This is a genomic window from Bartonella rattimassiliensis 15908 (assembly GCF_000278215.1).
GTDB classification, from domain to species: Bacteria; Pseudomonadota; Alphaproteobacteria; order Rhizobiales; family Rhizobiaceae; genus Bartonella; species Bartonella rattimassiliensis.
In genome coordinates this window covers 558297-581566 of record NZ_JH725064.1, presented here as the reverse complement: position 1 = coordinate 581566, position 23270 = coordinate 558297, and the positions used below count along the sequence as shown (strand labels likewise).

At 36.4% G+C, this 23270-nt stretch carries 19 protein-coding genes; 5 read left to right on the top strand and 14 right to left on the bottom strand.

What is annotated here, in order from left to right; translation table 11 throughout:
* Nucleotides 1-361: 361 nt before the first annotated feature.
* A complete protein-coding gene (rnd, locus tag MCY_RS02560) occupies nt 362-1516 on the bottom strand; it encodes a ribonuclease D (protein WP_026088047.1) in 1155 nt (384 codons plus the stop codon).
* 120 nt (nt 1517-1636) lie between these two features.
* Here rnd and aspS point away from each other — a divergent pair, with 120 nt between their 5' ends.
* The gene (gene aspS, locus MCY_RS02555) at nt 1637-3430 is read left to right on the top strand and encodes an aspartate--tRNA ligase (protein WP_007346804.1); all 1794 of its coding nucleotides are present in this window, start codon (nt 1637-1639) and stop codon (nt 3428-3430) included.
* A gap of 756 nt (nt 3431-4186) precedes the next feature.
* Nucleotides 4187-6436 carry a DNA topoisomerase IV subunit A gene (parC, locus tag MCY_RS02550; protein WP_007346803.1) on the top strand — a complete coding sequence of 750 codons (2250 nt, stop codon included), beginning with the start codon at nt 4187-4189 and terminating at the stop codon, nt 6434-6436.
* A gap of 1066 nt (nt 6437-7502) precedes the next feature.
* Here the strand turns inward: parC and MCY_RS02540 are convergent.
* The 10 genes from MCY_RS02540 to rpe all read right to left on the bottom strand — a co-directional run bounded on the left by MCY_RS02540 (nt 7503) and on the right by rpe (nt 16574).
* Nucleotides 7503-8759: a multidrug effflux MFS transporter gene (locus MCY_RS02540; RefSeq protein WP_007346802.1), complete on the bottom strand. Its 1257-nt coding sequence runs from the start codon at nt 8757-8759 to the stop codon at nt 7503-7505.
* 72 nt (nt 8760-8831) lie between these two features.
* The gene (gene grxD, locus MCY_RS02535) at nt 8832-9164 is read right to left on the bottom strand and encodes a Grx4 family monothiol glutaredoxin (RefSeq protein ID WP_007346801.1); all 333 of its coding nucleotides are present in this window, start codon (nt 9162-9164) and stop codon (nt 8832-8834) included.
* Between the two features lie 96 nt (nt 9165-9260).
* A complete protein-coding gene (locus MCY_RS02530; protein ID WP_026088046.1) occupies nt 9261-9494 on the bottom strand; it encodes a BolA/IbaG family iron-sulfur metabolism protein in 234 nt (77 codons plus the stop codon).
* Between the two features lie 58 nt (nt 9495-9552).
* Nucleotides 9553-11763, bottom strand: a complete 2211-nt coding sequence (gene purL, locus MCY_RS02525) for a phosphoribosylformylglycinamidine synthase subunit PurL (protein WP_007346799.1) — start codon at nt 11761-11763, stop codon at nt 9553-9555.
* 273 nt (nt 11764-12036) lie between these two features.
* Nucleotides 12037-12708: a phosphoribosylformylglycinamidine synthase subunit PurQ gene (gene purQ / locus MCY_RS02520; RefSeq protein WP_007346798.1), complete on the bottom strand. Its 672-nt coding sequence runs from the start codon at nt 12706-12708 to the stop codon at nt 12037-12039.
* Between the two features lie 11 nt (nt 12709-12719).
* On the bottom strand, nt 12720-12959 hold the full coding sequence (purS, locus tag MCY_RS02515) for a phosphoribosylformylglycinamidine synthase subunit PurS (RefSeq protein ID WP_007346797.1): 240 nt from the start codon (nt 12957-12959) through the stop codon (nt 12720-12722).
* Between the two features lie 77 nt (nt 12960-13036).
* Nucleotides 13037-13801 (bottom strand): phosphoribosylaminoimidazolesuccinocarboxamide synthase, encoded by a 765-nt coding sequence (purC, locus tag MCY_RS02510; protein ID WP_007346796.1) that lies wholly within the window; start codon nt 13799-13801, stop codon nt 13037-13039.
* 162 nt (nt 13802-13963) lie between these two features.
* Nucleotides 13964-14512, bottom strand: a complete 549-nt coding sequence (locus MCY_RS02505) for an alpha/beta hydrolase (protein WP_007346795.1) — start codon at nt 14510-14512, stop codon at nt 13964-13966.
* A 69-nt stretch (nt 14513-14581) separates the two neighbouring features.
* The gene (gene purB / locus MCY_RS02500; protein WP_007346794.1) at nt 14582-15889 is read right to left on the bottom strand and encodes an adenylosuccinate lyase; all 1308 of its coding nucleotides are present in this window, start codon (nt 15887-15889) and stop codon (nt 14582-14584) included.
* A 10-nt stretch (nt 15890-15899) separates the two neighbouring features.
* Entirely contained in the window at nt 15900-16574 is a 675-nt protein-coding gene (gene rpe / locus MCY_RS02495; protein WP_007346793.1) for a ribulose-phosphate 3-epimerase, read from the bottom strand.
* 144 nt (nt 16575-16718) lie between these two features.
* Here rpe and MCY_RS02490 point away from each other — a divergent pair, with 144 nt between their 5' ends.
* Nucleotides 16719-17252, top strand: coding sequence for a flavin reductase (locus tag MCY_RS02490; RefSeq protein WP_007346792.1), 534 nt, complete (start codon nt 16719-16721; stop codon nt 17250-17252).
* A gap of 308 nt (nt 17253-17560) precedes the next feature.
* Nucleotides 17561-17977 carry an RNA polymerase-binding protein DksA gene (gene dksA, locus MCY_RS02485; RefSeq protein ID WP_007346791.1) on the top strand — a complete coding sequence of 139 codons (417 nt, stop codon included), beginning with the start codon at nt 17561-17563 and terminating at the stop codon, nt 17975-17977.
* Between the two features lie 54 nt (nt 17978-18031).
* Here dksA and MCY_RS02480 read toward each other — a convergent pair whose 3' ends face one another.
* Nucleotides 18032-18505, bottom strand: coding sequence for a flagellar biosynthetic protein FliO (locus tag MCY_RS02480; RefSeq protein ID WP_007346790.1), 474 nt, complete (start codon nt 18503-18505; stop codon nt 18032-18034).
* A 214-nt stretch (nt 18506-18719) separates the two neighbouring features.
* Here MCY_RS02480 and MCY_RS02475 point away from each other — a divergent pair, with 214 nt between their 5' ends.
* A complete protein-coding gene (locus tag MCY_RS02475; protein WP_007346789.1) occupies nt 18720-21251 on the top strand; it encodes a response regulator in 2532 nt (843 codons plus the stop codon).
* A 280-nt stretch (nt 21252-21531) separates the two neighbouring features.
* Here MCY_RS02475 and purN read toward each other — a convergent pair whose 3' ends face one another.
* Both purN and purM read right to left on the bottom strand, forming a co-directional pair.
* Complete coding sequence (gene purN / locus MCY_RS02470; protein ID WP_007346788.1) at nt 21532-22143, bottom strand: phosphoribosylglycinamide formyltransferase; 612 nt, start codon at nt 22141-22143, stop codon at nt 21532-21534.
* Nucleotides 22140-23231, bottom strand: coding sequence for a phosphoribosylformylglycinamidine cyclo-ligase (gene purM / locus MCY_RS02465; RefSeq protein ID WP_007346787.1), 1092 nt, complete (start codon nt 23229-23231; stop codon nt 22140-22142). Before purM ends, purN begins: the two co-directional genes overlap by 4 nt.
* Nucleotides 23232-23270: the final 39 nt, after the last annotated feature.

The window sequence follows — 23270 nt, the reverse complement described above, 5'->3', positions numbered from 1 at the left end:
TATATCTTATAAAGGTATTATTATGAAAGTGTTTTAATTGCTACGCTGGCTCATTTTTGATTGTTAGATAGCAATTTCGATAAGAATTTTTATATGATAGAATGATGTAATACATCTTCTTTTCATGTTTTTCTATTACGCTAAGCTACTATTTTGGTATGAGGCACGCTTTTATTATAATATTTTTTTCTTTTTAAAATTTTTATGAGAAACTGTTTGTTTTTTTAGGTTTTTCTCAATTAAAATTGCTATTTTCTTGAGCAGACTTTATTTATCTTATTGCGTTTTCCTAGAGCGCATCCCAATTAATGTAGATAAGTAGCGTAATAGATTTTTTAAAATAAAAACGTTTTAAATTAACTCAGAGTTTCTTCGTGCTTATTTTCCCGTTGTTAAAGTAAAGACCTGTCTGGCCCTTGAGCAGTTGTTCGGCTTTTTGACCAAATATTTCATAGCGCCAGCCATTCATAGCAGGTATATTTTTCTTTACTTCTCCAGTGGCGATTTTTTCTAAATCATTTGATGTTGCTATAATTTTAGAAGCAATCCTGTTTTCATTTGCAACAAGTTTTAATAACACTTTGAGCAGATCAATAACAGCGACTGTCGTATCATTGAGTGGATAATGTTTAGGAATGAGGGGTAATGTCGAAAGATCTACTTCTAAGCCTTCGTGGACAGCTTTGATTAATGATTGTGCAATTGAAAGTTTATCCCAGTTCTTATGAAGACTGCGTAACCGTTTTAGTGCAGATTCATCTTTTGGTTGTTGAGTTGCTATTTCTATAAGACATTCATCTTTCATGATATGACGACGTGGCATATTGTGTTTACGTGCTTCACGTTCACGCCAAGCCGTGATTTTTTGTAGTACAGCAAGCTCACGCGGCTTTTTAACTTTTCCTTTCACTTTTTTCCATGCTTCATTTTCTGGTATATCATAGGTTTTTGGATTTAAAAGAATCGTTATTTCATCATCCATCCAGTGAGTACGTTGATTTTTTTCTAATTTTTTTTTCAATAATAGATAAACATCTCTTAGATAGGTTACATCGGCAAGTGCATAGAGCAGTTGTTTTTTAGACAGAGGACGACAACTCCAATCTGTAAAGCGGGAGGATTTATCAAGATGATGCCCCGTACAGTGCTGTACAATTTGATCATAGGAGATAGAATTACCGAAGCCACAAAATGATCCTGCTATTTGTGTGTCGAAGAGAGGGAAAGGAATAATTCCTCCAAGATGATAGATCATTTCAATATCTTGGCGGGCTGCATGAAAAACTTTTACAACTTTTTTGTCGATCATAAGGTCAAAAAATGGTTGCAAATCAATATCTGATGCTATCGGGTCAATCAGAACCGTAACATCTGGCGATGCAAGCTGGATTAAACACAGTTGAGGCCAAAAAGTTGTTTCGCGGATGAATTCAGTATCGACTGTTACAAAATCAGAGGTACGTAGAGCATTAAGTGCAATTTTAAGATCTGTTGTTTGTGTAATAAGATTCATCAAATTAAATTTGTCCTTTATTGATATTGACTTTATTTTCGAGTTTTTATTCTCATATCTTGACAAATGGTTCTTAAAAAGCGTTTTTAGCGCATGTGAATATTATAATCAAAGGTAAAAAACATGCACCGTTATCGCAGTCATCATTGTGCGGCTCTTCGTAAATGTGATGTAGGGACACAAGTCCGTCTTTCGGGATGGGTTCATCGTGTTCGTGATCATGGAGGAATTCTTTTTGTGGATTTACGTGATCATTTTGGAATCACACAAATTGTTGCGGATCCTGCTTCACCAGCTTTTAAAGTGATTGAAAAAGTGCGTTCTGAATGGGTTATTTGTGTGGATGGAGAAGTGTGTGCACGTTCTGATGAGGTTATTAATGCAACGCTTCCAACAGGTGAGATTGAAATTTTTGCACAAGAGGTGGAAATTCTTTCAAAATCTGATGAGCTTCCTTTACCAGTTTTTGGTGAGCCTGATTATCCAGAAGATATTCGACTGAAGTATCGTTTTCTTGATTTGCGTCGGGAGACTATGCACAAAAATATCATGCGTCGGACTGAAATTATTGCTGCTATGAGACGGGCTATGCAAAATAATGGTTTTACGGAATTTACGACGCCGCTTTTGACAGCTTCATCGCCTGAAGGTGCGCGTGACTTTTTGGTTCCAAGTCGTGTTCATCAGGGGAAGTTTTATGCATTACCGCAAGCACCACAGCAATATAAACAGTTATTGATGATGTCAGGTTTTGATCGTTATTTTCAAATTGCTCCATGTTTTAGAGATGAAGACCCGCGGGCAGACCGTCTTCCTGGTGAATTTTATCAATTAGATGTTGAAATGAGTTTTGTTGAGCAGGAAGATGTTTTAACAACTATGGAGCCCATTATGCGGTCTATTTTTGAAGAATTTGCAGATGGAAAAACTGTGACACAAAACTTTCCTCGCATTTCTTACGATGAAGCAATGCAGAAATATGGTTCTGATAAGCCTGATCTACGTAATCCGATCATTATGGAAGATGTTTCTCAGCATTTTTATAATTCTGGTTTCAAAGTTTTTGCTCAGATTTTAGCGAATGATGAAAATGCGAAAGTGTGGGCTATCCCTGCTAAAACGGGTGGAAGCCGTGCTTTTTGTGATCGTATGAATGTATGGGCACAAGATGAAGGGCAACCAGGACTCGGTTATATTTTCTGGCGTGAAGAAGAAGGAAAATTTGAGGGAGCTGGGCCTATCGCCAAAAATATTGGTAAGCAAAGAACTGAAGCGCTTCGTATACAACTTGGGCTTGAAGGTGGTGATGCCTGTTTTTTTGTGGCTGGAGATCCAAAAAAATTCGCATCTTTTGCTGGAGCAGCTCGTACAAGGGTAGGGGAGGAATTGGACCTTCTCGATAGAGAGAGTTTCTCTTTGGCGTGGATTGTTGATTTTCCATTTTTTGAATGGAATGAAAATGAGAAAAAGATTGATTTTGCACATAATCCTTTTTCCATGCCTCAAGGGGGAGAAAATGCTCTTGCTTGTCAAGATCCTCTTACTCTTAAAGCTTTTCAATATGATCTTGTTTGTAATGGTTATGAGATTGCATCAGGTGGAATTCGTAATCACTTACCAGAAATGATGCTTAAAGTTTTTGAACTGGTAGGACTTTCTAAAGACGTTGTGAAAGATCGTTTTGGTGGTCTTTATCGTGCATTCCATTATGGGGCTCCTCCCCATGGTGGTATGGCTGCGGGAATTGATCGTATCATTATGCTGTTGCAAGGTGTTAAAAATTTGCGTGAAGTTGCTTTGTTTCCTATGAATCAACAAGCGCTTGATCTTTTGATGAGTGCTCCATCTGATGTTTCTCCTATACAATTAAGTGATTTAGGAATCCGCATGACTTCTACTCAAAAAAATAGTTTATAAAGTTGATTGTAGATTATTGACATCTTTCTACTGAGAGTGAATTTTGGATATCCTTTCTCAGGGGTGTCAGAGTGTTTGTTGTCTAAAGTTTAGATAGGTTGGCAATCCTCTCGTGTTGGTTTTTCACAAAGCATTATTTTTTTAAGAAATATTTCTCCAATGTAGTCAATTTCATTTTATGATGCTAGCTTTAGTTTACGATGCTTAGTTTGTGTGAAACGGATAACTATAAAAGTCATTGTGTAAAATCATCTTTACTTAATACAGAGGAAGGCCACTATTCTACTTTCTATATTTCAATGTTGTCGATAGTTCTTGCATTCAAATGTCCATAAGAGTCCCTTTTATTTTTTTGAGAGTAGCTCTGCTTTTTGTGATAAGTAGGGAAATGTTTCTGATTGATTTATCATGAATGAATTGAAAATGAGAGAATTCTATAATATTCGAGAGTTTTTTTTAATTGTAAAAAATCAATTCTCTTTATACATCAATATATTATTTATTTTGAAAATGTTTATTGCTCTATTTAAAAATATTGTTTACTTCTTTGTTTTTTATCATTTAAAATTGCTTAGGATAAGAGGGAAGAACGTGTATAAATTTTTCAAATTGATATAATTTTCTGTTCATGTTTTAATTGTGGTATTTATTTTTTATGTAATTGACTTTTAATAAAAAATTAGAACCATAAAAAGTTGCTTTAAATAAATCCTATAAAATAATTGCTATTATTATGGGAATTATTGTTTTAATATTATGTCTGATAAAATGAATTTTCCTTTTGATAAAGAACATATTGAACCAATAGAATTACGTTCTGCTTTACAGGAACGTTATTTGGCTTATGCGCTTTCTACAATTACGCACCGTGCATTGCCTGATGTCCGTGATGGATTGAAACCTGTTCATCGGCGGATTGTTCACGCGATGCGTCTTCTCAAACTCAATCCTGGACAGTCTTATGCGAAATGTGCACGGATTGTCGGTGATGTTATGGGAAAATTTCATCCTCATGGGGATGCATCTATTTATGATGCTTTGGTACGTTTGGCTCAAAGTTTTGCAGTTCGTTATCCGTTGGTCGATGGACAAGGCAATTTTGGTAATATTGATGGTGATAATGCTGCTGCTATGCGTTATACGGAAGCACGCATGACTGAAGTGGCTGCATTATTGCTTGAAGGAATTAATGAAAATGCTATTGATTTTCGTTTGACCTATAATGAAGAAGATGAAGAGCCTGTTGTGTTACCAGCCGCTTTTCCTAATCTTTTAGCAAATGGTTCTTCTGGTATTGCTGTTGGTATGGCAACATCTATTCCTCCCCATAATGTTGCTGAACTCTGTGATGCAGCACTGCATTTGATTGAACATTCTGATACACGTGATGAGGATTTAAATCAATTTGTGCTGGGACCTGATTTCCCAACAGGTGGTATTTTAGTTGAACCTAAAAAGAGTATTGAGGAATCTTATCGTATAGGGCGGGGTTTTTTTCGATTGCGTTCGCGTTGGTATCAGGAAACCGGCAGCCGTGGTTCTTACGTGATCGTTGTGACTGAAATTCCCTACCAAGTTCAAAAATCACGCCTTATTGAAAAAACGGCAGAATTGTTGCTTGCGCGGCGTTTGCCAATGCTTGAGGATATTCAAGATGAGTCAGCAGAAGATATCCGCATTGTGCTTGTTCCCAAGAATCGTACCGTAGATCCTGAACTTCTTATGGAATCCCTTTTTAAATTAACGGATTTTGAAGTGAGGTTTCCTCTTAATCTTAATGTTTTATCTTCTGGAAGAATACCCAATGTTCTCTCTTTGCGCGAGAGTTTACAGCAATGGCTTGAACATCGGCAGGAAGTGCTTATTCGTCGCTCTCATTATCTGCTTGAGCAAATTGATGCTCGATTGGAAATACTCAATGGGTATCTTATTGCCTATTTAAATCTCGATGAGGTCATTCAGATTATTCGTGAAGAGGATGAGCCTAAAAAGCAGCTGATCCATCGTTTTGAATTAACAGAAAATCAAGCTGAAGCTATTCTTAATATGCGGTTGCGTTCTTTACGTAAGCTTGAGGAATTTGAAATTCGTAAGGAGTTTGAAACTCTTAAAGTTGAAAAAGAAAAATTACAGAATTTGTTAGACTCTCCTATAAAACAATGGAAAATAATTTCAGAAGAAATCAAAAAGGTTCGAAACATTTTTGGTCCTGAGACACTCTTAGGAAAAAGGCGTACAACATTTGAAGAGGCACCAAGACATGATATTGACGATATTCAACAAGCAATGATCGAAAAAGAACCGGTTACTATTGTTATTTCTGAAAAGGGATGGGTACGTGCTTTAAAGGGGCATTTGAACGATTATAAAACACTTTCTTTTAAAGAAGGAGACAGTTTAAAGTTAGCATTTCCAGCATTTACGACCGACAAGATTGTGTTGATAAGTACTGGTGGAAAGTTTTTTGCGATTAGTGCAAATAGTTTGCCTGGTGGGCGGGGACATGGTGAACCCATTCGTCTTTTAGTGGATATGGATGATGAGCATGATGTTCTTACAGCTTTTGTGCATCAGGCAGAGGAAAAATTGCTTTTGGTTTCATCTCATGGAAATGGCTTTATTGTACTTGCTACAGAAGTGATCGCCAATACACGAAAAGGAAAGCAAGTGATGAATGTGAAATCTCCTGATAGGGTAAAACTTTGTGTTCCGGTCAATGGTGATCATGTTGCAGTGGTTGGTGAAAACCGCAAAATGCTTATTTTTTCTATTGAACAAATACCAGAAATGAATCGCGGTAAAGGTGTTCGCTTACAGCGTTATAAAGATGGTGGTATTGTTGATGTCAAGACTTTTAATTTGTCAGAAGGCTTAAGTTGGCAAGATACAGCTGATCGAATCTTTAATCGTCGAGCTGATGATCTCATGGAATGGATAGGAACGCGTGCGGGTGTCGGGCGTTTTGTTCCAAAAGGATTTCCAAGATCAGGAAAATTTATCAATTAAATGGATTTTATCCGTGAGAAAATTCCGTATTGGTTCTATGATATACAAGACACTAATTTATAATAGATAATTCATTATTTTTATATTGAAAAAAACTAAGGTGTGAGTTTTTCTCTTATTTAGATCTTGTTTAGATTAAATCAGTCAAAACTGTTTTCTTGCATACCATCATGCTATAATGAGAGAGAGCGTGTGCATAAAAACTATTGAAGAAAAAAATAAAAATATTTCTTGTACACTGTTTCAAATACAAAAGTTTGTATAATAATAGGTGTGTTTGTTTTTTTAACATTATGTCATTCATCGGTACTGTCGGTGAAAAATGTGTTTTTTATGATAATATGCAGCTTCATTTAGGAAGAATGTAAAGACGTAAAGATAAAAAATAGTTTCCATCTTTATCATCATTCTTTCGTTCAACTTTGTGGCCTTCAAGAATTTTTAGAGCAATGTCTTTTTATGATGAAGTTACACATTGTTTTGTGTTTTTGTTTCTGACGTTCTTTAATGGGACTGCGTTTCTCGTGAAAAATAGAACGCTATTGTGTTGCTAATTCACGTGCTTTTTTAGAGATATGTTTTAAATCATCTTAATCCCATTTCACGATGGGTGGCTATGAATGGCATAACGATAATAAAGTTTCATGAATAAGATAAAATTTATAGAGAACCACCATCTTTACGTTTATGAAGTAAAAAACAACACCATCAATTATATTTACAGCTCTTGGGTAGATGCTACAGGCCTTGGCATTAAAGAGCCATTCATAAGAGGCATTTTTATTCCTTTCTTATACGATTTTTACCTACACGCTAGCCTCGCTTGTGATGTGCAAGCAAGTGATTTTAATTGATTCAACATAACCAAATTCGGAATAAGGGAACCTTACAATACTTAGGGGCTTAATTCAATATGCAAAATTACAAATTATTATTATAAATCAATATATTGACTTGATAAGTGCATCTTTAAAAAAAGATACGAATATTTAACACTAAAGTATTTGATGTGATAGGCATTTTCTTATTGTTCAAGAGAGATGTTACTGGTCTTTTGTGGCAATATTTATTTGTTAGGATTACTATGATATTGCCTAAAAAGATGACCTCGTTCAGCCCATAAAACAAGAAGTATAGCAATAAGACTTAGAAAGAAAAAACCTGCTGAGTTTGGAATGGTTGTTTCATCAAATCGTTGCGCAATAAAAAAACTTAATCCTGCACCGATAGATGTTTGGAGAAAGCCGGATACAGAAGAGGCTGTTCCAGCAATCTCCCCCATAGATTCTAGAGCGAGTGTATTGAAATTGGCCAAAATGCCACCGCAGGTAAACATTAATATACAATATAATGCCATATAAAAAGGAAAAGGGATAACTCCATCTGCTAAGATGGATCCAATAAACCAAATGCATGAAGTGGCACAAAAGAGCAAAAGCATAGCATGAGCAATACGCCGCATTCCAAGACGTCCGACAAATTGAGAGTTCATGAATGATGAGAAAGCCTGAAATGCAGCACCGATTGCAAATGCTATAGGAAACCAAAAGCCTAAGTTATAAATTCCTTCATAGATTTGTTGTGATGTATTAACAGCAATAAAAATACAGCCTAAAACGATTGAAGTTGCAAGTGTGTAGCAAAGTGTCGTACGGTTTGTTAAAATGACCCATAAGTTGTGTTTTACGGAAAAAAAAGAAAGAGGACGTCGCTCATAAAGTGTTTCAGGCAAGCGAAATTGAATCCAAATCATCAGCCCAAAACCAATCATTGCCATGAAAATAAAAATAAATTGCCAATGGCCAAGCAATAAAATGATCTGTCCTGTTGCAGGGCCAATCATTGGGGCAATAAGAAAAACCATCATAACAATAGACATGACTTCTGCCATTTTTCGATCACTATAGAGATCACGTACAACGGAAACCGTAAGAACGCGCATAGCTGCTCCTCCAATACCTTGTAAGATACGCAAAATGAGTAAGAGAGAAAAATCAGTTACAAAAGCACAGCCAATTGCCGTAAATGAATAAAAAGCAAGGCCAAGAAGAATAAGTTTACGTCGTCCATATCGATCACTTATTGGACCAAAAAATATTTGAGCAATACCATAGCTAATAAGATAACTCGAAATAATATAATGTTGATCATTTTCATTGAGAACATTTAAGCCATCCAAAATATTGGGCATAGCTGGTAGCATAATGTCAACAGCTATAGCGTTAACAGCCATAAGTGAAGCAATAAGAATAACAAATTCTTTATAGCCAATTTTTCTGCTAATTGTATCACTATGCGCTTGTTCATCAACTGAATGTGACATACGGTATCCTTGAAATAAAGATTTCTTCTGAAAAAACTCTTTTTTAAAGAGTTTGAATAAAGTGAAAGATACCTATGATCGGTTACAGGGAATATCTTTTTCTTTCAAAAGCTCCTGTAACTCATTGTTTTGAAACATTTCTCTAACAATATCACATCCCCCAACAAATTCACCTTTAACATAAAGCTGTGGAATTGTTGGCCAATTTGAGTAATCTTTGATCCCTTGTCGTAATTCATCAGAAGTTAAAATATTAATCCCTTTATAACTCAATCCCAAATAGTCAAGGATTTGAATAACTTGTCCTGAAAATCCACATTGTGGAGCTTCAGGTGTTCCCTTCATGAATAAAATGACATCGTTTGTTTTAATCTCGTTATCAATAAAATCATGAACAGTGGTCATTTTTATCCCTCGATATTTCAGATTTTTAAGTGTGTGATTTATACTCATACTATTTTTAATCGTATTGGGTAGATGAATGCAAGAAGAAATTTTAGATTATTTTGGGATATTAGTTTGCAACATTAAGGCGTGAAGATCATTTCCCATATTGCCTTTAAGAGTATCATAGACCATTTTATGTTGTTGAATACGGCTTTTACCACGAAAACTTTCAGAAATAACTTCTGCAGCATAATGTTCTCCATCGCCAGCAAGATCACGAATTCTTACAGTAGCATCGGGAATACCTTCACGAATAAGCATTTCAATTGCATGGGCACTCATTGCCATCATTATTCTCCTATGTTGTTCATTTTTTATAAGAGCTGTTTCACGAGAAAAAATAATTTTACTTTTCACCCATAAATTTTGGAAACCAGTTTTCATAGGCTTGCGTAAGTTTTTCTACTGACAGTGTTAATATCTCATCTATATTAAGACAATTTCCTTCAACTCTACCAAGTTCTGTTAAAGAAATAGCATTGATTTGTGCATGTTTTTTAAGACTGTTGAGAGAATGGGGCTTGACAGCTAAAAGATAACGTCCCTGGTCTTCTCCAAAAAGTTCTGCGTGGTGTGGTGATTTATTGCTTAATTTTACTTTGATTCCTTTCCTTGCTTTAATCACCATTTCGGCAAGTGCAATCGCTAGTCCCCCATCAGAAATGTCATGAGCGGCATGAACAAAACCGCTATTAATGACATTTCGAACAAATTGACCATGTTTTTTCTCAAGTTGTAAATCTACAGGAGGAGGGGCACCTGCATCAATATTTAAAATGTTACGCGCATAGATTGATTGTCCTAAATGAGAACCACAATCTCCTACTAAAATGATACTATCTCCATTTTCCATACCACTTATCGTTACCATTTTAGACCAATCACTAAGAATACCTACACCAGCAATTGTGGGGGTTGGAAGAATAGCTTCTCCATTTGTTTCATTGTAAAGGGAAACATTACCCGAAACAATAGGGAAGTCGAGGATTCTACAAGCTTCCCCTATACCTTTAATAGCAAAAACCAATTGTCCCATAATTTCAGGTTTTTCAGGATTACCAAAATTGAGATTATCTGTAGCAGCTAGTGGCGTTGCACCTGTCGTACTAATATTTCGCCAGCATTCTGCGACAGCTTGCTTTCCTCCCTCATAAGGGTCTGCTTCACAATAGCGAGGTGTTACATCAGAAGAAAAAGCAAGAGCACGTTTGCTATTATTACTCACACGGATAACGCCTGCATCACCTCCTGGACAAACAAGGCTATTTCCCTGAATAAGGGTATCATATTGCTCATAAACCCATCGCCGTGAACTTTGATTAGCAGAATCCAATAAGGTCAGAAGTGCATCACCAAGATTTTCGACCTGTTTAATTTCTTCTGCTTTCAAGGATGTCTTTTTTGCAGGTTCACTCCAAGGGCGATCATAAACAGGTGCTTCGTCACCAAGTTCTTTGATGGGCAAATTGACAACTTCTTCTCCTTGATGAAATACGCGGAAACGTAAATCATCGGTTGTTTTCCCAATAATGGAAAAATGTAGCCCCCACTTGTGAAAAATTGTTGCTGCTTGGCTTTCTAGTTCTGGTTTAAGGATCATGAGCATACGCTCTTGACTTTCAGAAAGCATCATTTCATAAGCTGTCATGTTTTCTTCACGAACTGGAACTGCGTCAAGATTAAGTTGTATTCCTAAATTTCCTTTTGCACCCATTTCAACGGCAGAAGAGGTGAGGCCTGCTGCACCCATATCTTGAATAGCAACAACAGCTCTAAGTTCCATAAGTTCTAAACATGCTTCGAGGAGACATTTTTCTGTAAAAGGATCACCTACTTGAACAGTTGGACGTTTTTCACTGACTGAATCATCAAATTCAGCAGAAGCCATTGTTGCTCCACCGACACCATCACGTCCTGTTTTTGCACCAAGATAAACAACAGGGAGCCCGATACCTTGTGCTTTAGAATAAAAAAGGGCATCTGTCTTGGCAATACCCGCTACAAAAGCGTTAACAAGGATATTGCCATTATAACGCTCATCAAAATTTACTTCTCCACCAACAGTTGGAACGCCAAAAGAATTGCTGTAACCACCAATTCCAGAAACAACACCAGAAACAAGATGGCGTGTTCGCGGATGATCAGGAGCACCAAATCGCAATGCATTCATAGCAGCAACAGGACGGGCCCCCATTGTAAAGACATCACGTAAAATCCCCCCAACACCTGTTGCTGCACCTTGATAAGGTTCAATATAAGAAGGGTGGTTATGGCTTTCCATTTTGAAAACAACACATTGCCCTTCACCAATATCCACAACACCGGCATTTTCACCAGGCCCTTGAATGACACATTTTCCTTCTGTTGGAAGAGTTTTTAGCCATTTTTTAGAGGATTTATAGGAACAATGTTCGTTCCACATTGCAGAAAAAATTCCCAGTTCAGTAAATGTTGGTTTTCTACCGATTAACGTTAGGATACGTTGATATTCATCCTCTTTTAGGCCGTGTTGTGCAATGAGCTCTGGTGTAATCGTGATGTTATTGCAAGGATTCATGAGTATTTATCCGTCAAATTAATCGAAATTTAGCATTTTTATTTTCTAAAGCTAGCAGCTTAATTATAAGAGATCATATTGTTTAATAATAAAGATATTCGCACAATATAAGCTTAAAGATTTTGTTTGGTGAGATTTAAGACCAAAAACGGTCTTAAATAATTATGTGTTTAAAAATAATATCCACTCTTGTTTGTGAAGAATACAGATTTATGATGTGAGATATAGATCTTTGTTTTTTTATCATTATGGAGCACGAGCATTTTTACGTCATTATACATTTACTAACTCTAAAGCACTTTGAAAAAGTAAACGGCCGTCACTGCCTCCATGAGCGGGTTCAATAAAGTTTTCGGGATGCGGCATCATACCAAGAATATTACCAGCTTCATTAACAATACCAGCAATATCTTTTATTGAGCCGTTAGGATTTGTATTTTCTGCATAGCGAAAAACAATTTGTTGATTGTCTTCCATTTGTTTTAATGTTTCACTGTCAACAAAATAGTTTCCATCATGATGAGCAACAGGACAACGAATAATTTGTCCTTTAGAGTAATATCGAGAAAATCTTGTCTTGGCGTTAACAACTTCAAGTTTGATTTCACGACAAACAAATTTTAAGGAAACGTTACGCATCAAAGTACCGGGTAATAATCCTGCTTCTAACAGAATTTGAAACCCATTACAGATACCTATGATTGTAGTTCCTTTTTGTGCTTTTTCACGAATGGCTTTTAAGATAGGGGTTCGTGCTCCAATAGCACCGCATCTTAAGTAGTCGCCATAAGAAAAACCACCAGGGATAATAATAATATCTACATCTGGAATTGCTGTTTCTGTTTGCCAAATTTTCAGTGGCTCGACTCCCGTTATATGATGTAATGCTGCAACCATATCTCGATCACGATTTAATCCAGGAAGTTGAATGACAGCAGTTTTCATGAGCTTTCCACTTAAAGAAGTTCGATTGTATAATTTTCAATGACAGTATTTGCAAGTAACTCTTCACACATTTTCTTAAGTTTTTTCTTTGCGGTTTCAGAAGGTTGATCATCAAGAACAATATCAAAAACCTTTCCTTGACGAACGGAGTGAATACCTTCGAAAGCTAAATTTTTTAAAGCACCAGCAATCGCTTTTCCTTGTGGATCAAGAACGCTTTCTTTTAAAGTAACTGTAATGCGTGCTTTCATTTTTTTGCTTCCTATTGTTAACAGAACTTCTCTTCTTGAAGAGGAGTATTCATATAAGGCGATATTATTTTACTTTTTTACTTTACGAGAACGGGACCACTTGGTCGTGTTGGTTCATTTTCATTCATAATACCAAGACGTTTGGCTACCTCTTGGTAGGCATTAATAAGCCCTCCCATATCACGACGAAAACGGTCTTTATCCATTTTTTCTTGTGTTTGCATATCCCATAATCGTGCAGAATCGGGTGAAATTTCATCGGCAAGAACGATGCGCATTGTTTCATCTTCCCACAGGCGACCAAATTCCATTTTAAAATCAATTAATTGGATATTAACACCGACAAAAAGCCCAGAAAGAAAATCATTAATACGAATTGAAAGTTGCATAATATCTTCTATCTCTTGTGGGACTGCCCATCCAAAAGCAGTGATATGTTCTTCCGTCACAATAGGATCATCGAGAGAATCATTTTTATAGTAGAACTCAATGATGGATTGTGGGAGTGGGGTTCCTTCTTCCAGTCCTAAACGTTTAGCAAGAGAGCCGGCGGCAACATTCCGAACAACAACTTCCAATGGAATGATTTCCACTGCTTTAATAAGTTGTTCACGCATATTTATGCGTTTGATAAAATGTGTTGGGATGCCCAAACGCCTAAGATGGCTAAAAATATGTTCCGAAATTCGGTTGTTTAAAACCCCTTTCCCATCAATAATTTCATGTTTTTTTGCATTAAAGGCAGTTGCATCATCTTTAAAAAACTGAATATAAGTCCCTGGTTCAGGTCCTTCATATAAGATTTTGGCCTTGCCTTCATAAATACGGTGACGACGATTCATTATAATTCTCTATTTATTTTAAGAGGCTTTTAATAACATTGATAAATAATACTAGCCTAGTTGATAAAAATTCTCAATGATATTGCTATGGTACTTTTATAATTTTTGTCATGATACGCCTTCTCAAAGATAGAGATATATAAGAGAATTACCTCTTTTGGATCAAATTTTTGCAAGAAAATGAGAGAGAACCATCAGCCCTTCAGGCCAAGGTCCGTGTCCAGATTCTACGTTAATATGGCCAGAATATCCAGCATCAACAAGGAATGCTCCCCAGTCATTAGCAATTTTTTCTGCTACTGAAAATTGACAAAATTCATCGTTACGACTGGCTATGACAACAGAGGGAAAAGGCAACTTTTTGCGATGATAAGGGCCAAATGTCATTAGATGTTTGGGACGTATTTTCTCATTGCTGACATCAGGAGGCGCAACAAAGAAAGCGCCACAAATTTTTGCTGCATTTTGTATAGTTGCATGAATAACGGTAGGAACTCCTAGTGAATGAGCAATAATCATAACAGGCTTTTGAGCTTGTATGATGGCAGTCTTAACTTCTTTAACCCACTCTTCACAAACAGGTTTTGACCAATGGGTTTGTTCAACGCGGCGGGCTGTCGATAATTTTTTTTCCCAGCGTGTTTGCCAATGATCTGGACCAGATCCTTTGTAGCCAGGAACAATAAGAATATCGAGTTGATTTGCTTTCATGAATTATTTTCTTTAATTATAGCAGTTTTTTGATCATAGGTGGGATAGATTTAGGTTTTCTATGTCATTCTAGTGTCTTTCAAAAACACGTTTAAAAATTGTATTGATATGTTTGGTATGGTAAGAAAGATCAAATTTTTCGCGAAGGTCTTTTTCACTTAAAACTTTGACAACATCTTTATCATTGAGCAATTCTTCTAAAAAATCTTTTCCTTGTTCCCAAACTTTCATCGCATTTCGTTGTACAATTCGATAAGAATCTTCACGACTGATTCCGGCTTGTGTGAGCGCTAAAAGTACTCGTTGTGAATGAACAAGACCGCGAAATTTATTCAGATTTTTTTGCATATTTTCTGGATAGACAATGAGATTTTCAATGACTGATGTGAGGCGAAAAAGAGCAAAATCAAGTGTAATCGTTGCATCAGGGCCAATATAACGCTCAACAGATGAATGAGAAATATCACGTTCATGCCAAAGTGCTACATTTTCCATGGCAGGGAGTGCAAATGCACGAACCATACGTGCTAATCCAGTTAAATTTTCTGTTAAAACTGGATTACGTTTATGAGGCATTGCCGAGGAACCTTTTTGCCCAGGTGAGAAATATTCCTCTGCTTCAAGAACTTCTGTTCGTTGTAAATGGCGTATTTCTATCGCTAGCCGTTCAATGGAGGAAGCAATAACACCAAGTGTTGCAAAAAACATAGCATGACGATCCCGTGGTATAACTTGGGTGGAAACAGGTTCTGCACGCATTCCTAAGGCTTTTGCTACGTGTTCTTCAACGCGTGGATCGATATTGGCAAAAGTTCCTACAGCTCCTGAAATCGCGCAAGTAGAAATTTCTTCCTGTGCTGCAAGAAGACGTTTGCGACAACGGGAAAATTCAGCGTATGCAAGAGCGAACTTGATGCCAAATGTTGTTGGTTCAGCATGAATGCCATGACTTCGTCCAATGGTAATTGTTTCTTTATGTTCAAAAGCACGTCTCTTTAATGCCTCAAGAAGTTGGTCTATATCCTTTAGCAATATATCACTTGCACGCATCAATTGAATGCTCAGCGTTGTATCGAGAATATCAGATGATGTCATGCCTTGGTGGATAAAACGTGCTTCTGGTCCAATGAATTCAGCGAGGTGGGTTAGAAACGCGATAACATCATGTTTGGTAATTGCTTCAATTTCATCAATACGATTGACATCAAATTCAGCAGAATCCCCTTTTTCCCAAATGACTTTTGCTGCTTCTTTAGGAATAATTCCTAGTTGAGCAAGGGCATCACAGGCATGTGCTTCAATTTCAAACCAAATACGATATTTCGTTTCAGGAGACCAAATTTTTACCATTTCAGGGCGGGAATAACGTGCGATCATTATTTTTTCCTTATTGTGAGAAGATTGCGGCTTGGCGCAAGGCATTTATGCGTGTTTTGTAAAGCTCTTTGTTTCCATTTTTATAAATTGCAGAGCCTGCGACAAATACATTTGCTCCTGCTTTTGCAGCTATCCCAATTGTATCAACAGTGATACCGCCATCAACTTCAAGATCAATAGGGCGGTTTGCAATCATGCTTTTAACACGCTTAATTTTATCTTTTATTGCCGGAATGAAACTTTGTCCACCAAAACCAGGATTGACTGTCATGATGAGGATGAGATCTAATTGATCAAGCAAATATTCAAGGATATGTTCAGGGGTGCTTGGATTGAGCGCAATTCCTGCTTTTTTTCCCATGGCTTTGATTGTTTGTAATGAACGATGAAGATGTGGATTTGCTTCAGCATGAATGGTTATAATATCTGCACCCACTTTTGCAAAAACTTCCAAATAAGGATCTACCGGTGCGATCATCAGGTGAACATCAAATATTGCTTTGGTTAATGGGCGCAGAGCTTTGATGACTTCAGGACCAAAGGTGATGTTAGGAACAAAGTGCCCATCCATGATATCAAGATGGAGCCAATCTGCACCAGCATCAACAACATCTAAAATTTCTTGTCCAAGTTTAGAAAAATCAGAAGCCAAAAGCGAAGGTGAAATGAGATGAGAATGGGGCATTAAAATCTCCTTGATTGGCGGTTTTTATATGTCGCTGTGTATACAAAAATATCTTTTATGTTATGACGAAAAAAAGAAAATATGTGTTATAGATCCTTTTATGGAAAGATTGCTTGAAATTTTAAAGCTTTATAAGTGAAAGATATGTCGAATCATAAAACATATTTGATGCCTAAACTTCAACATAATATTACAGTCTCTTCGCAAGAATATCGAGATGCTATGAGTCTTTTTGCAGGAGCTGTGCATATTGTGACGACAAATGGCATTAAGGGAAGACGTGGGATAACTGTTTCGGCATGTTGTTCTTTGTCGGATGATCCTCCAACCATTCTTGTTTGTCTCATGCGCCATAATTTGAAGAATAAGGTGTTTATGGAGAATGGGAATTTTTGTGTTAATAGCTTGGCAGGAAAACATCGTCCATTGGCAGATGTTTTTTCAAGGCGTTGTAATTCTACACAAAGTGAGCGTTTTGATGTTGCACAATGGGAGACTTTGCAAACAGGAGCACCTAGTCTTTCAGACGCTTTAGCGTCTTTTGATTGTCGATTGATTTGTTGGCACGAGCATGCAACTCATTGTATTTTAATTGGTGAGGTTGTTGCAATCAACTGTAATCAAGAAAAAGATGCTTTGATGTATTTAAAACGTGGATATCGCACTTTGCCTTTATAAAGATTTTATTTTTTAGGTATTTGTAAAATGATTTACTATTGCTTCATTTAAATTTCAGCCTAGTAAGGCAGGAGAGAAAAAGGCCTTGATATTTGAATTTTCTTCTTTTGAGCTTTCTTAAATAAACGAGAAAAATGATTTTGGGATGAGATTTGATCAAGTAACCATCTCCTCAAAAGAGCGATTAAGATCAAGCAGCGCATTGAGACATATTTGTAGATTGTTATGAAAAAACATTTTACTCTTGTGTTGATGAATATTGCACAATATATAGACCGCACAGAGCATATGTGGAGGTTTTTTATTGCATGAGTGAAGAGATTGATGATCAATATCACCCTAGTGAAGATGAGCCTTTTATGAATGAGCGGCAAAAGGCATATTTTAGGGCTAAATTGGTTTCTTGGAAAAATGATATCTTAAAAGAAGCGCGTGAGACTTTGGAAAATTTGCAAGAAGAGAATGCTGGTCAGCCTGATTTGACCGATAGGGCGTCTTGTGAAACTGATCGTACAATCGAATTACGTGCTCGTGATCGTCAGAGGAAACTTATTTCAAAAATAGATGCTGCTTTAGAGCGCATTGATAATGGGACATATGGTTTTTGTGAAGAAACTGGTGAACCCATTAGTATAAAGCGTCTTGAGGCACGGCCGATTGCCGTTTTGTCGTTGGAAGCACAAGAACGTCATGAAAGACGTGAAAGAGTTTATCGCGATGATTAAAACCATTAAAAATAATAAATAAACGAAGTTTGTGGTGATAAAATTGTCTATTTTTTATTTTTGAGAGGTAGGAATAAATAAAGATGGTTCTTGTCGCCCTTCGATTTCAGCCGTAATTGCTGAATCTTGTATGGGGTGATTCGTAAAGGGAGAGGGGCTTTTATCTGATGTTTCGTTTTTTTTTGAAAGGTAGGAGTTTGGATGGGTGTGTGTTTCTTTCCCTTGTTGGGCTGTATTGATAATATCGGATTCCACAACCACGTCTGTTAATCCGCCAATAAGGAGTAAATATTCTTTATTATCGCAGCGAACTAAAATAAGGCGACGTACTCTATCTATAGAAATTACTTCACATATTGCTAATCGTGATAGTCTTTTTTTCCTGTTAGTGCTAAATCTTCCTGTATTTAAACAGCGTAAAAACACGATAATTATGGTAAGAGCTACGGCTGTTATTATAAAAAGCAAAAAGCTAATTATTATGTTCGCAGCAAATACACCTATTTGGTCTGATAACCAGATATACATAAATTTTCTCCCATCTTGGCATGGAAATACTATTTTTTATTGAGATAAATTTATTAAACTTACCCTCAAAAGGTTTACTTAAATACAAGAAATAAACTTTTAAATATTAAGTGAGCTTTCTTAGATAGATAATATCATAATATATACTTTATAACAATGAATATAAAGGAACTTTCGTGACATGAGAAACAGCTGTGATCTAAGGTAAAGAGCGATGGATAATGGTTTTGAAAATAATAAAAGATCAGCGTCTACATCTTTTTTTCATCGGGGAGTTGTTATTTTTATCTTAGTTTTTCTTTTCATTATAGATATTTTAGGTTTTTTTTATCCACAAAGCTATTTGCAAAAGGCTACGTTGGTATCTTTTTTGATTCTAGCAATTATTGGTGTTGCAACACTCGTTTTGAGTGGAATGGGCATTTTAAGATACCATGAATTGTGGTTGCATGAAGATATTGATTTTAGCATCTTTAATAGTAGTGATGATGCAATTGTTATCTCTGATCTTTCTGGTATTGTTTATTATTCTAATCAAAACTATCGAAAAATCCTAACCTATAAGCCTGAAGCGTCTTGTTATATGGTTATTGCTGATCTTCCAGGGGCTGGTGCACTTTCGTATCGCTTAAAGGTTGCTGCCTGTAATAATCTTGCAGCGCAAGAGGAATTAAGAGTAGAGCGACCAATTTTTGCCGATTCTACATCCCAAAAATCTAGTTGGTACAATATCTCCGTGCAGCCTATCACAAAACAGAAAAAAAATCTTTTATTTTGGCGTATTGCTAATATATCGCATTTACAACAAACGCGAGAAATTTTTTTCTCAAACCTTCAAGAAGCTATCAATCATTTGGATCAAGCCCCTGTTGGTTTTGTATCCGTTAATACACAAGGAACTATTCTTTATGCCAATGCGGTTTTTGCCGAATGGTTTTCAATTGATTTAGCAAATTTCTCGGTTGGTCAATATAATTTTAATTCGTTATTTGATAGTATTGGCGCTAAGAGCTCGTGGCGTGATATTGGTTTGCAAATCAATAAATATCAAAATTCAGGTTACCCTTTACCCTATAGATTTTCGTTATGTTTAAATTCACAGACGACTTGTGAGAAAATATTCCATTGTTTTATATCTGTTTCTTCTCGCTTAGAGGAGGAGATCATTTATCGTATTGTGATCATTCCACAACAAATACAAAAAAAAGAGAATGATCAAGCAAAATTGCCTAGTATACTAAGTGAATATTTTGATGCGAGTCCTTTTGCAATAGCCGTAGTGGATCAGGAAGGGCAATTGGTTCATATGAATAATGCTTTTTCAGCACTTACGGGATGTATGGATAAAACGATCAGTTTTTATGATGTTATTTCTCATCGTGATCATGTGCTGTTAGAGCGTGCCTTTCAGAAAACTGCAACAAATAAAAATTATTTTGTTTCTCTCGAAACAGTTTTAGAAAAAAATGAAGAACGCCATTTACGTCTTCATGTTATGTCTGTATCGCCATATCATGGTGATGCATTGCAAGATTTGGTCATTATCTCTGTCATTGAAACAACAGAACAAAAAACACTTGAAGATAAAATGATGCAAAGTCAGAAAATGCAAGCTGTTGGACAATTGGCAGGCGGCATTGCTCATGATTTTAATAATGTTTTAACAGCAATTTTAATGTCATGTGATCTTCTTTTAAATACGCATCGTAGTTCTGATCCTGCTCATGCTGATCTTATCAATATTAAAAATAACGCTAATCGAGCTGCTGCTCTTGTACAGCAATTATTAGCTTTTTCTAGAAAGCAAACACTTCGACCTGAAGAAGTTGATTTTACAGAGTTTTTATCAGATATTCGTAATCTTCTTTTACCACTTTTGGGTAATAATATTCAGTTAAAAATTATCCATGGAAGAGACTTATGGAGTGTTGAAGTCGATCAAGCGTCTTTTCAGCGTGTTATTATGAACTTGGTTATTAATGCGCGGGACGCTATGTTAGATAGAGGTTTGATTACAATTGCGACAAACAATATTACAAAACAACAAAGTGCTGAATTTAATCATCTTGGCTTAGTAATGGGTGAGTATGTCCAATTGACTGTTTCAGATACAGGGAGTGGGATATCTGCTGCTATACAAGAAAAAATGTTTGAACCATTTTTTACAACAAAAGAAGTTGGAAAAGGAACAGGCCTTGGTTTATCAATGGTTTATGGAATTATCAAGCAGACAGGTGGGTACATTTATTGTGAAAGTAAAGAGGGAGAGGGGGCAACATTTCATATTTTTTTGCCTCGTTATATTCCTGATATAAAAGAAGAAACTGCTCAGAATATTGAAAAAGATGAGGAGAAAGACAAAAATATAGATTTAACAGGATCTGCGACTGTTTTATTGGTTGAGGATGAAGATTCTGTCAGAATGGGGGGGATAAGGGCTCTTCAAATGAGAGGATATACGGTTTTAGAGGCGGCAAGTGGGGTAGAAGCACTTTCTGTTCTTGAGGAAAAGAAAGGAGTTATTGATATTATTGTTTCCGATGTGGTGATGCCAGAAATGGATGGGCCTACTTTACTTAAAGAAGTCCGTAAAAAATATCCTGATATAAAATTTCTTTTCGTTTCTGGATATGCAAAAGATGCTTTTACTAAAAATCTTCCACAAGATGCTATTTTTGGTTTTTTATCTAAACCTTTTACGCTCAAACAGTTAGCTCAAACAGTTAAAGAAACACTTTCGTCATGATACAAAAATTTATGCAATAGAAAAATTGCGTATTTTAAGATTTTTTAGATGAAATATGAGAGTATTTTGATAAATAAAATTCATGGTAATGTTAGAAAACTGAACAAAGAAGAGAATTTTAGAAATTTAACTAAAATTCAAAAAAACATGTATTTTGCGAAACTTTATGAAAAAATAAAGTTGCTCATATCAATATTTCATAGGGCTTAACTTAGGGATGAGGAAGATAAGTTGTGTGCACAACGTTGGAGAATGCTGATTAATAGATTTATTGATACATTCAAAAAGATAAAAGTTGTTGTTGCGTATCGATCATTTTGCTATTTCCTTCAATAAATACTTTTAAGGCTTTCGGGTAAAGTTTATGCTCTGCTTTAAGAACTCGCTGTGCTAAACACTCTGCGGTATCATGAATACAGACTGGAACAGCTGCTTGAGCAAGAATTTTTCCTGCATCTATATCTTCTGTAACGATATGGACAGTGCACCCTGTGATTTTTACACCTGCGTGTAGAACTTTTTCATGTGTATTTAAACCTTTAAATGAAGGTAAAAGAGAAGGATGAATGTTTAAAATTCGTCCTTCGTAACGTTTGACGAAATGTGATGAGATAAGGCGCATAAACCCCGCAAAGCAGAGAAAATCTGGCTTATATTGATCTAAAATCGTAAAAATATCTTCTTCATGCTCTTCTCTTGTTCTGTAGATTTTGCGATCAACAATATGAATAGGTAAGTTATAGTTTTCTGCCTTTTCAATACCTTTTGCATGCGGATTATCACAAATAACAGCAACAATTTTAGCAGGGTATTCCTTTTGTTGACTTGCTTGAGCAAGAGCAACCATATTAGATCCATTTCCAGAAATGAAAACAACAATTTGCTTTTTCATAAATGCAGTTCTCCTTTATAAAATATGCCTTTATTTGGGTCTTGGCGTTTTGTTAAAATGCCAAGTGGAGTCACAATTTCTCCATTTCTTTCAAGAGCTTTCGTAATTGTTTCAGCTGCATGCTGCGTTACGATAATAATCATGCCAATACCACAATTGAATGTTCTTAACATTTCTGTTTTTTCTATTTCACCTTGTTTGTAAATCCATGAAAATATTTCTGGAACATTGATGGTAGAAAGATTAATTTCAGCACAGAGAGAAGATGGAATAACACGTGGAACATTTTCGGGAAAGCCGCCACCCGTAATATGAGCAAGGGCTTTGATTCCTTCATACTTGCGCATGATGGGAAGAAGAGGCTTCACATAAATGCGGGTTGGTGTAAGAAGTGCTGTCCCAAGACTGTTTTGGGGAGCAAATGGGGCAGGGTCGTTCCACTTTAGATGACTTTGATGGATGATTCGTCGAACAAGCGAAAATCCATTGGAATGAATTCCGGAGGCGCTTAGACCTAATATAATATCACCTTCTGTCAGGTTTTTTGAAGGGAGAAGCATGTTGCGTTCGCATGCTCCTACAGCAAAACCTGCTAGATCATAATCTCCTTCTGCATACATTCCTGGCATTTCTGCAGTTTCTCCTCCAATAAGAGCAGTACCAGCTTGTTTACATCCTTCTGCAATTCCAGAAATGATTGCAGCACCTTGTTCGGGATCAAGCCTTCCAGTTGCAAAATAATCCAGGAAAAAGAGAGGTTCAGCACCTTGTACAAGTAAATCATTGACACACATAGCTACGAGATCAATACCTACAGTGTTATGGTGACCTACTTCAATGGCAATTTTTAATTTTGTGCCCACACCATCATTGGCTGCTACTAGGATAGGATCTGTAAAGCCGGCTGCTTTTAAGTCAAAAAGGCCACCAAATCCACCAATTTCTGCATCTGCTCCAACTCGTTTTGTTGCGCGTATAAAGGGTTTAATCTTTTCTACCATGGCATTACCCGCATCGATATTTACACCGGCTTTTGCGTAGGTAAGACTAGCCTTGGATTTATTCTTTGTAAGGTCTTGATTACTCATTGGAGCCTTCCTTTAATGGAAAATCAGATTTTGATATTA

Coding starts and splice junctions, on each gene's coding strand:
- aspS (WP_007346804.1), top strand. CDS start 1,637: ATGCACCGTTATCGCAGTCATCATTGTGCGGCTCTTCGTAAATGTGAT.
- parC (WP_007346803.1), top strand. CDS start 4,187: ATGTCTGATAAAATGAATTTTCCTTTTGATAAAGAACATATTGAACCA.
- MCY_RS02540 (WP_007346802.1), bottom strand. CDS start 8,759: ATGTCACATTCAGTTGATGAACAAGCGCATAGTGATACAATTAGCAGA.
- grxD (WP_007346801.1), bottom strand. CDS start 9,164: ATGACCACTGTTCATGATTTTATTGATAACGAGATTAAAACAAACGAT.
- MCY_RS02530 (WP_026088046.1), bottom strand. CDS start 9,494: ATGGCAATGAGTGCCCATGCAATTGAAATGCTTATTCGTGAAGGTATT.
- purL (WP_007346799.1), bottom strand. CDS start 11,763: ATGAATCCTTGCAATAACATCACGATTACACCAGAGCTCATTGCACAA.
- purQ (WP_007346798.1), bottom strand. CDS start 12,708: ATGAAAACTGCTGTCATTCAACTTCCTGGATTAAATCGTGATCGAGAT.
- purS (WP_007346797.1), bottom strand. CDS start 12,959: ATGAAAGCACGCATTACAGTTACTTTAAAAGAAAGCGTTCTTGATCCA.
- purC (WP_007346796.1), bottom strand. CDS start 13,801: ATGAATCGTCGTCACCGTATTTATGAAGGCAAGGCCAAAATCTTATAT.
- MCY_RS02505 (WP_007346795.1), bottom strand. CDS start 14,512: ATGAAAGCAAATCAACTCGATATTCTTATTGTTCCTGGCTACAAAGGA.
- purB (WP_007346794.1), bottom strand. CDS start 15,889: ATGATCGCACGTTATTCCCGCCCTGAAATGGTAAAAATTTGGTCTCCT.
- rpe (WP_007346793.1), bottom strand. CDS start 16,574: ATGCCCCATTCTCATCTCATTTCACCTTCGCTTTTGGCTTCTGATTTT.
- MCY_RS02490 (WP_007346792.1), top strand. CDS start 16,719: ATGTCGAATCATAAAACATATTTGATGCCTAAACTTCAACATAATATT.
- dksA (WP_007346791.1), top strand. CDS start 17,561: ATGAGTGAAGAGATTGATGATCAATATCACCCTAGTGAAGATGAGCCT.
- MCY_RS02480 (WP_007346790.1), bottom strand. CDS start 18,505: ATGTATATCTGGTTATCAGACCAAATAGGTGTATTTGCTGCGAACATA.
- MCY_RS02475 (WP_007346789.1), top strand. CDS start 18,720: ATGGATAATGGTTTTGAAAATAATAAAAGATCAGCGTCTACATCTTTT.
- purN (WP_007346788.1), bottom strand. CDS start 22,143: ATGAAAAAGCAAATTGTTGTTTTCATTTCTGGAAATGGATCTAATATG.
- purM (WP_007346787.1), bottom strand. CDS start 23,231: ATGAGTAATCAAGACCTTACAAAGAATAAATCCAAGGCTAGTCTTACC.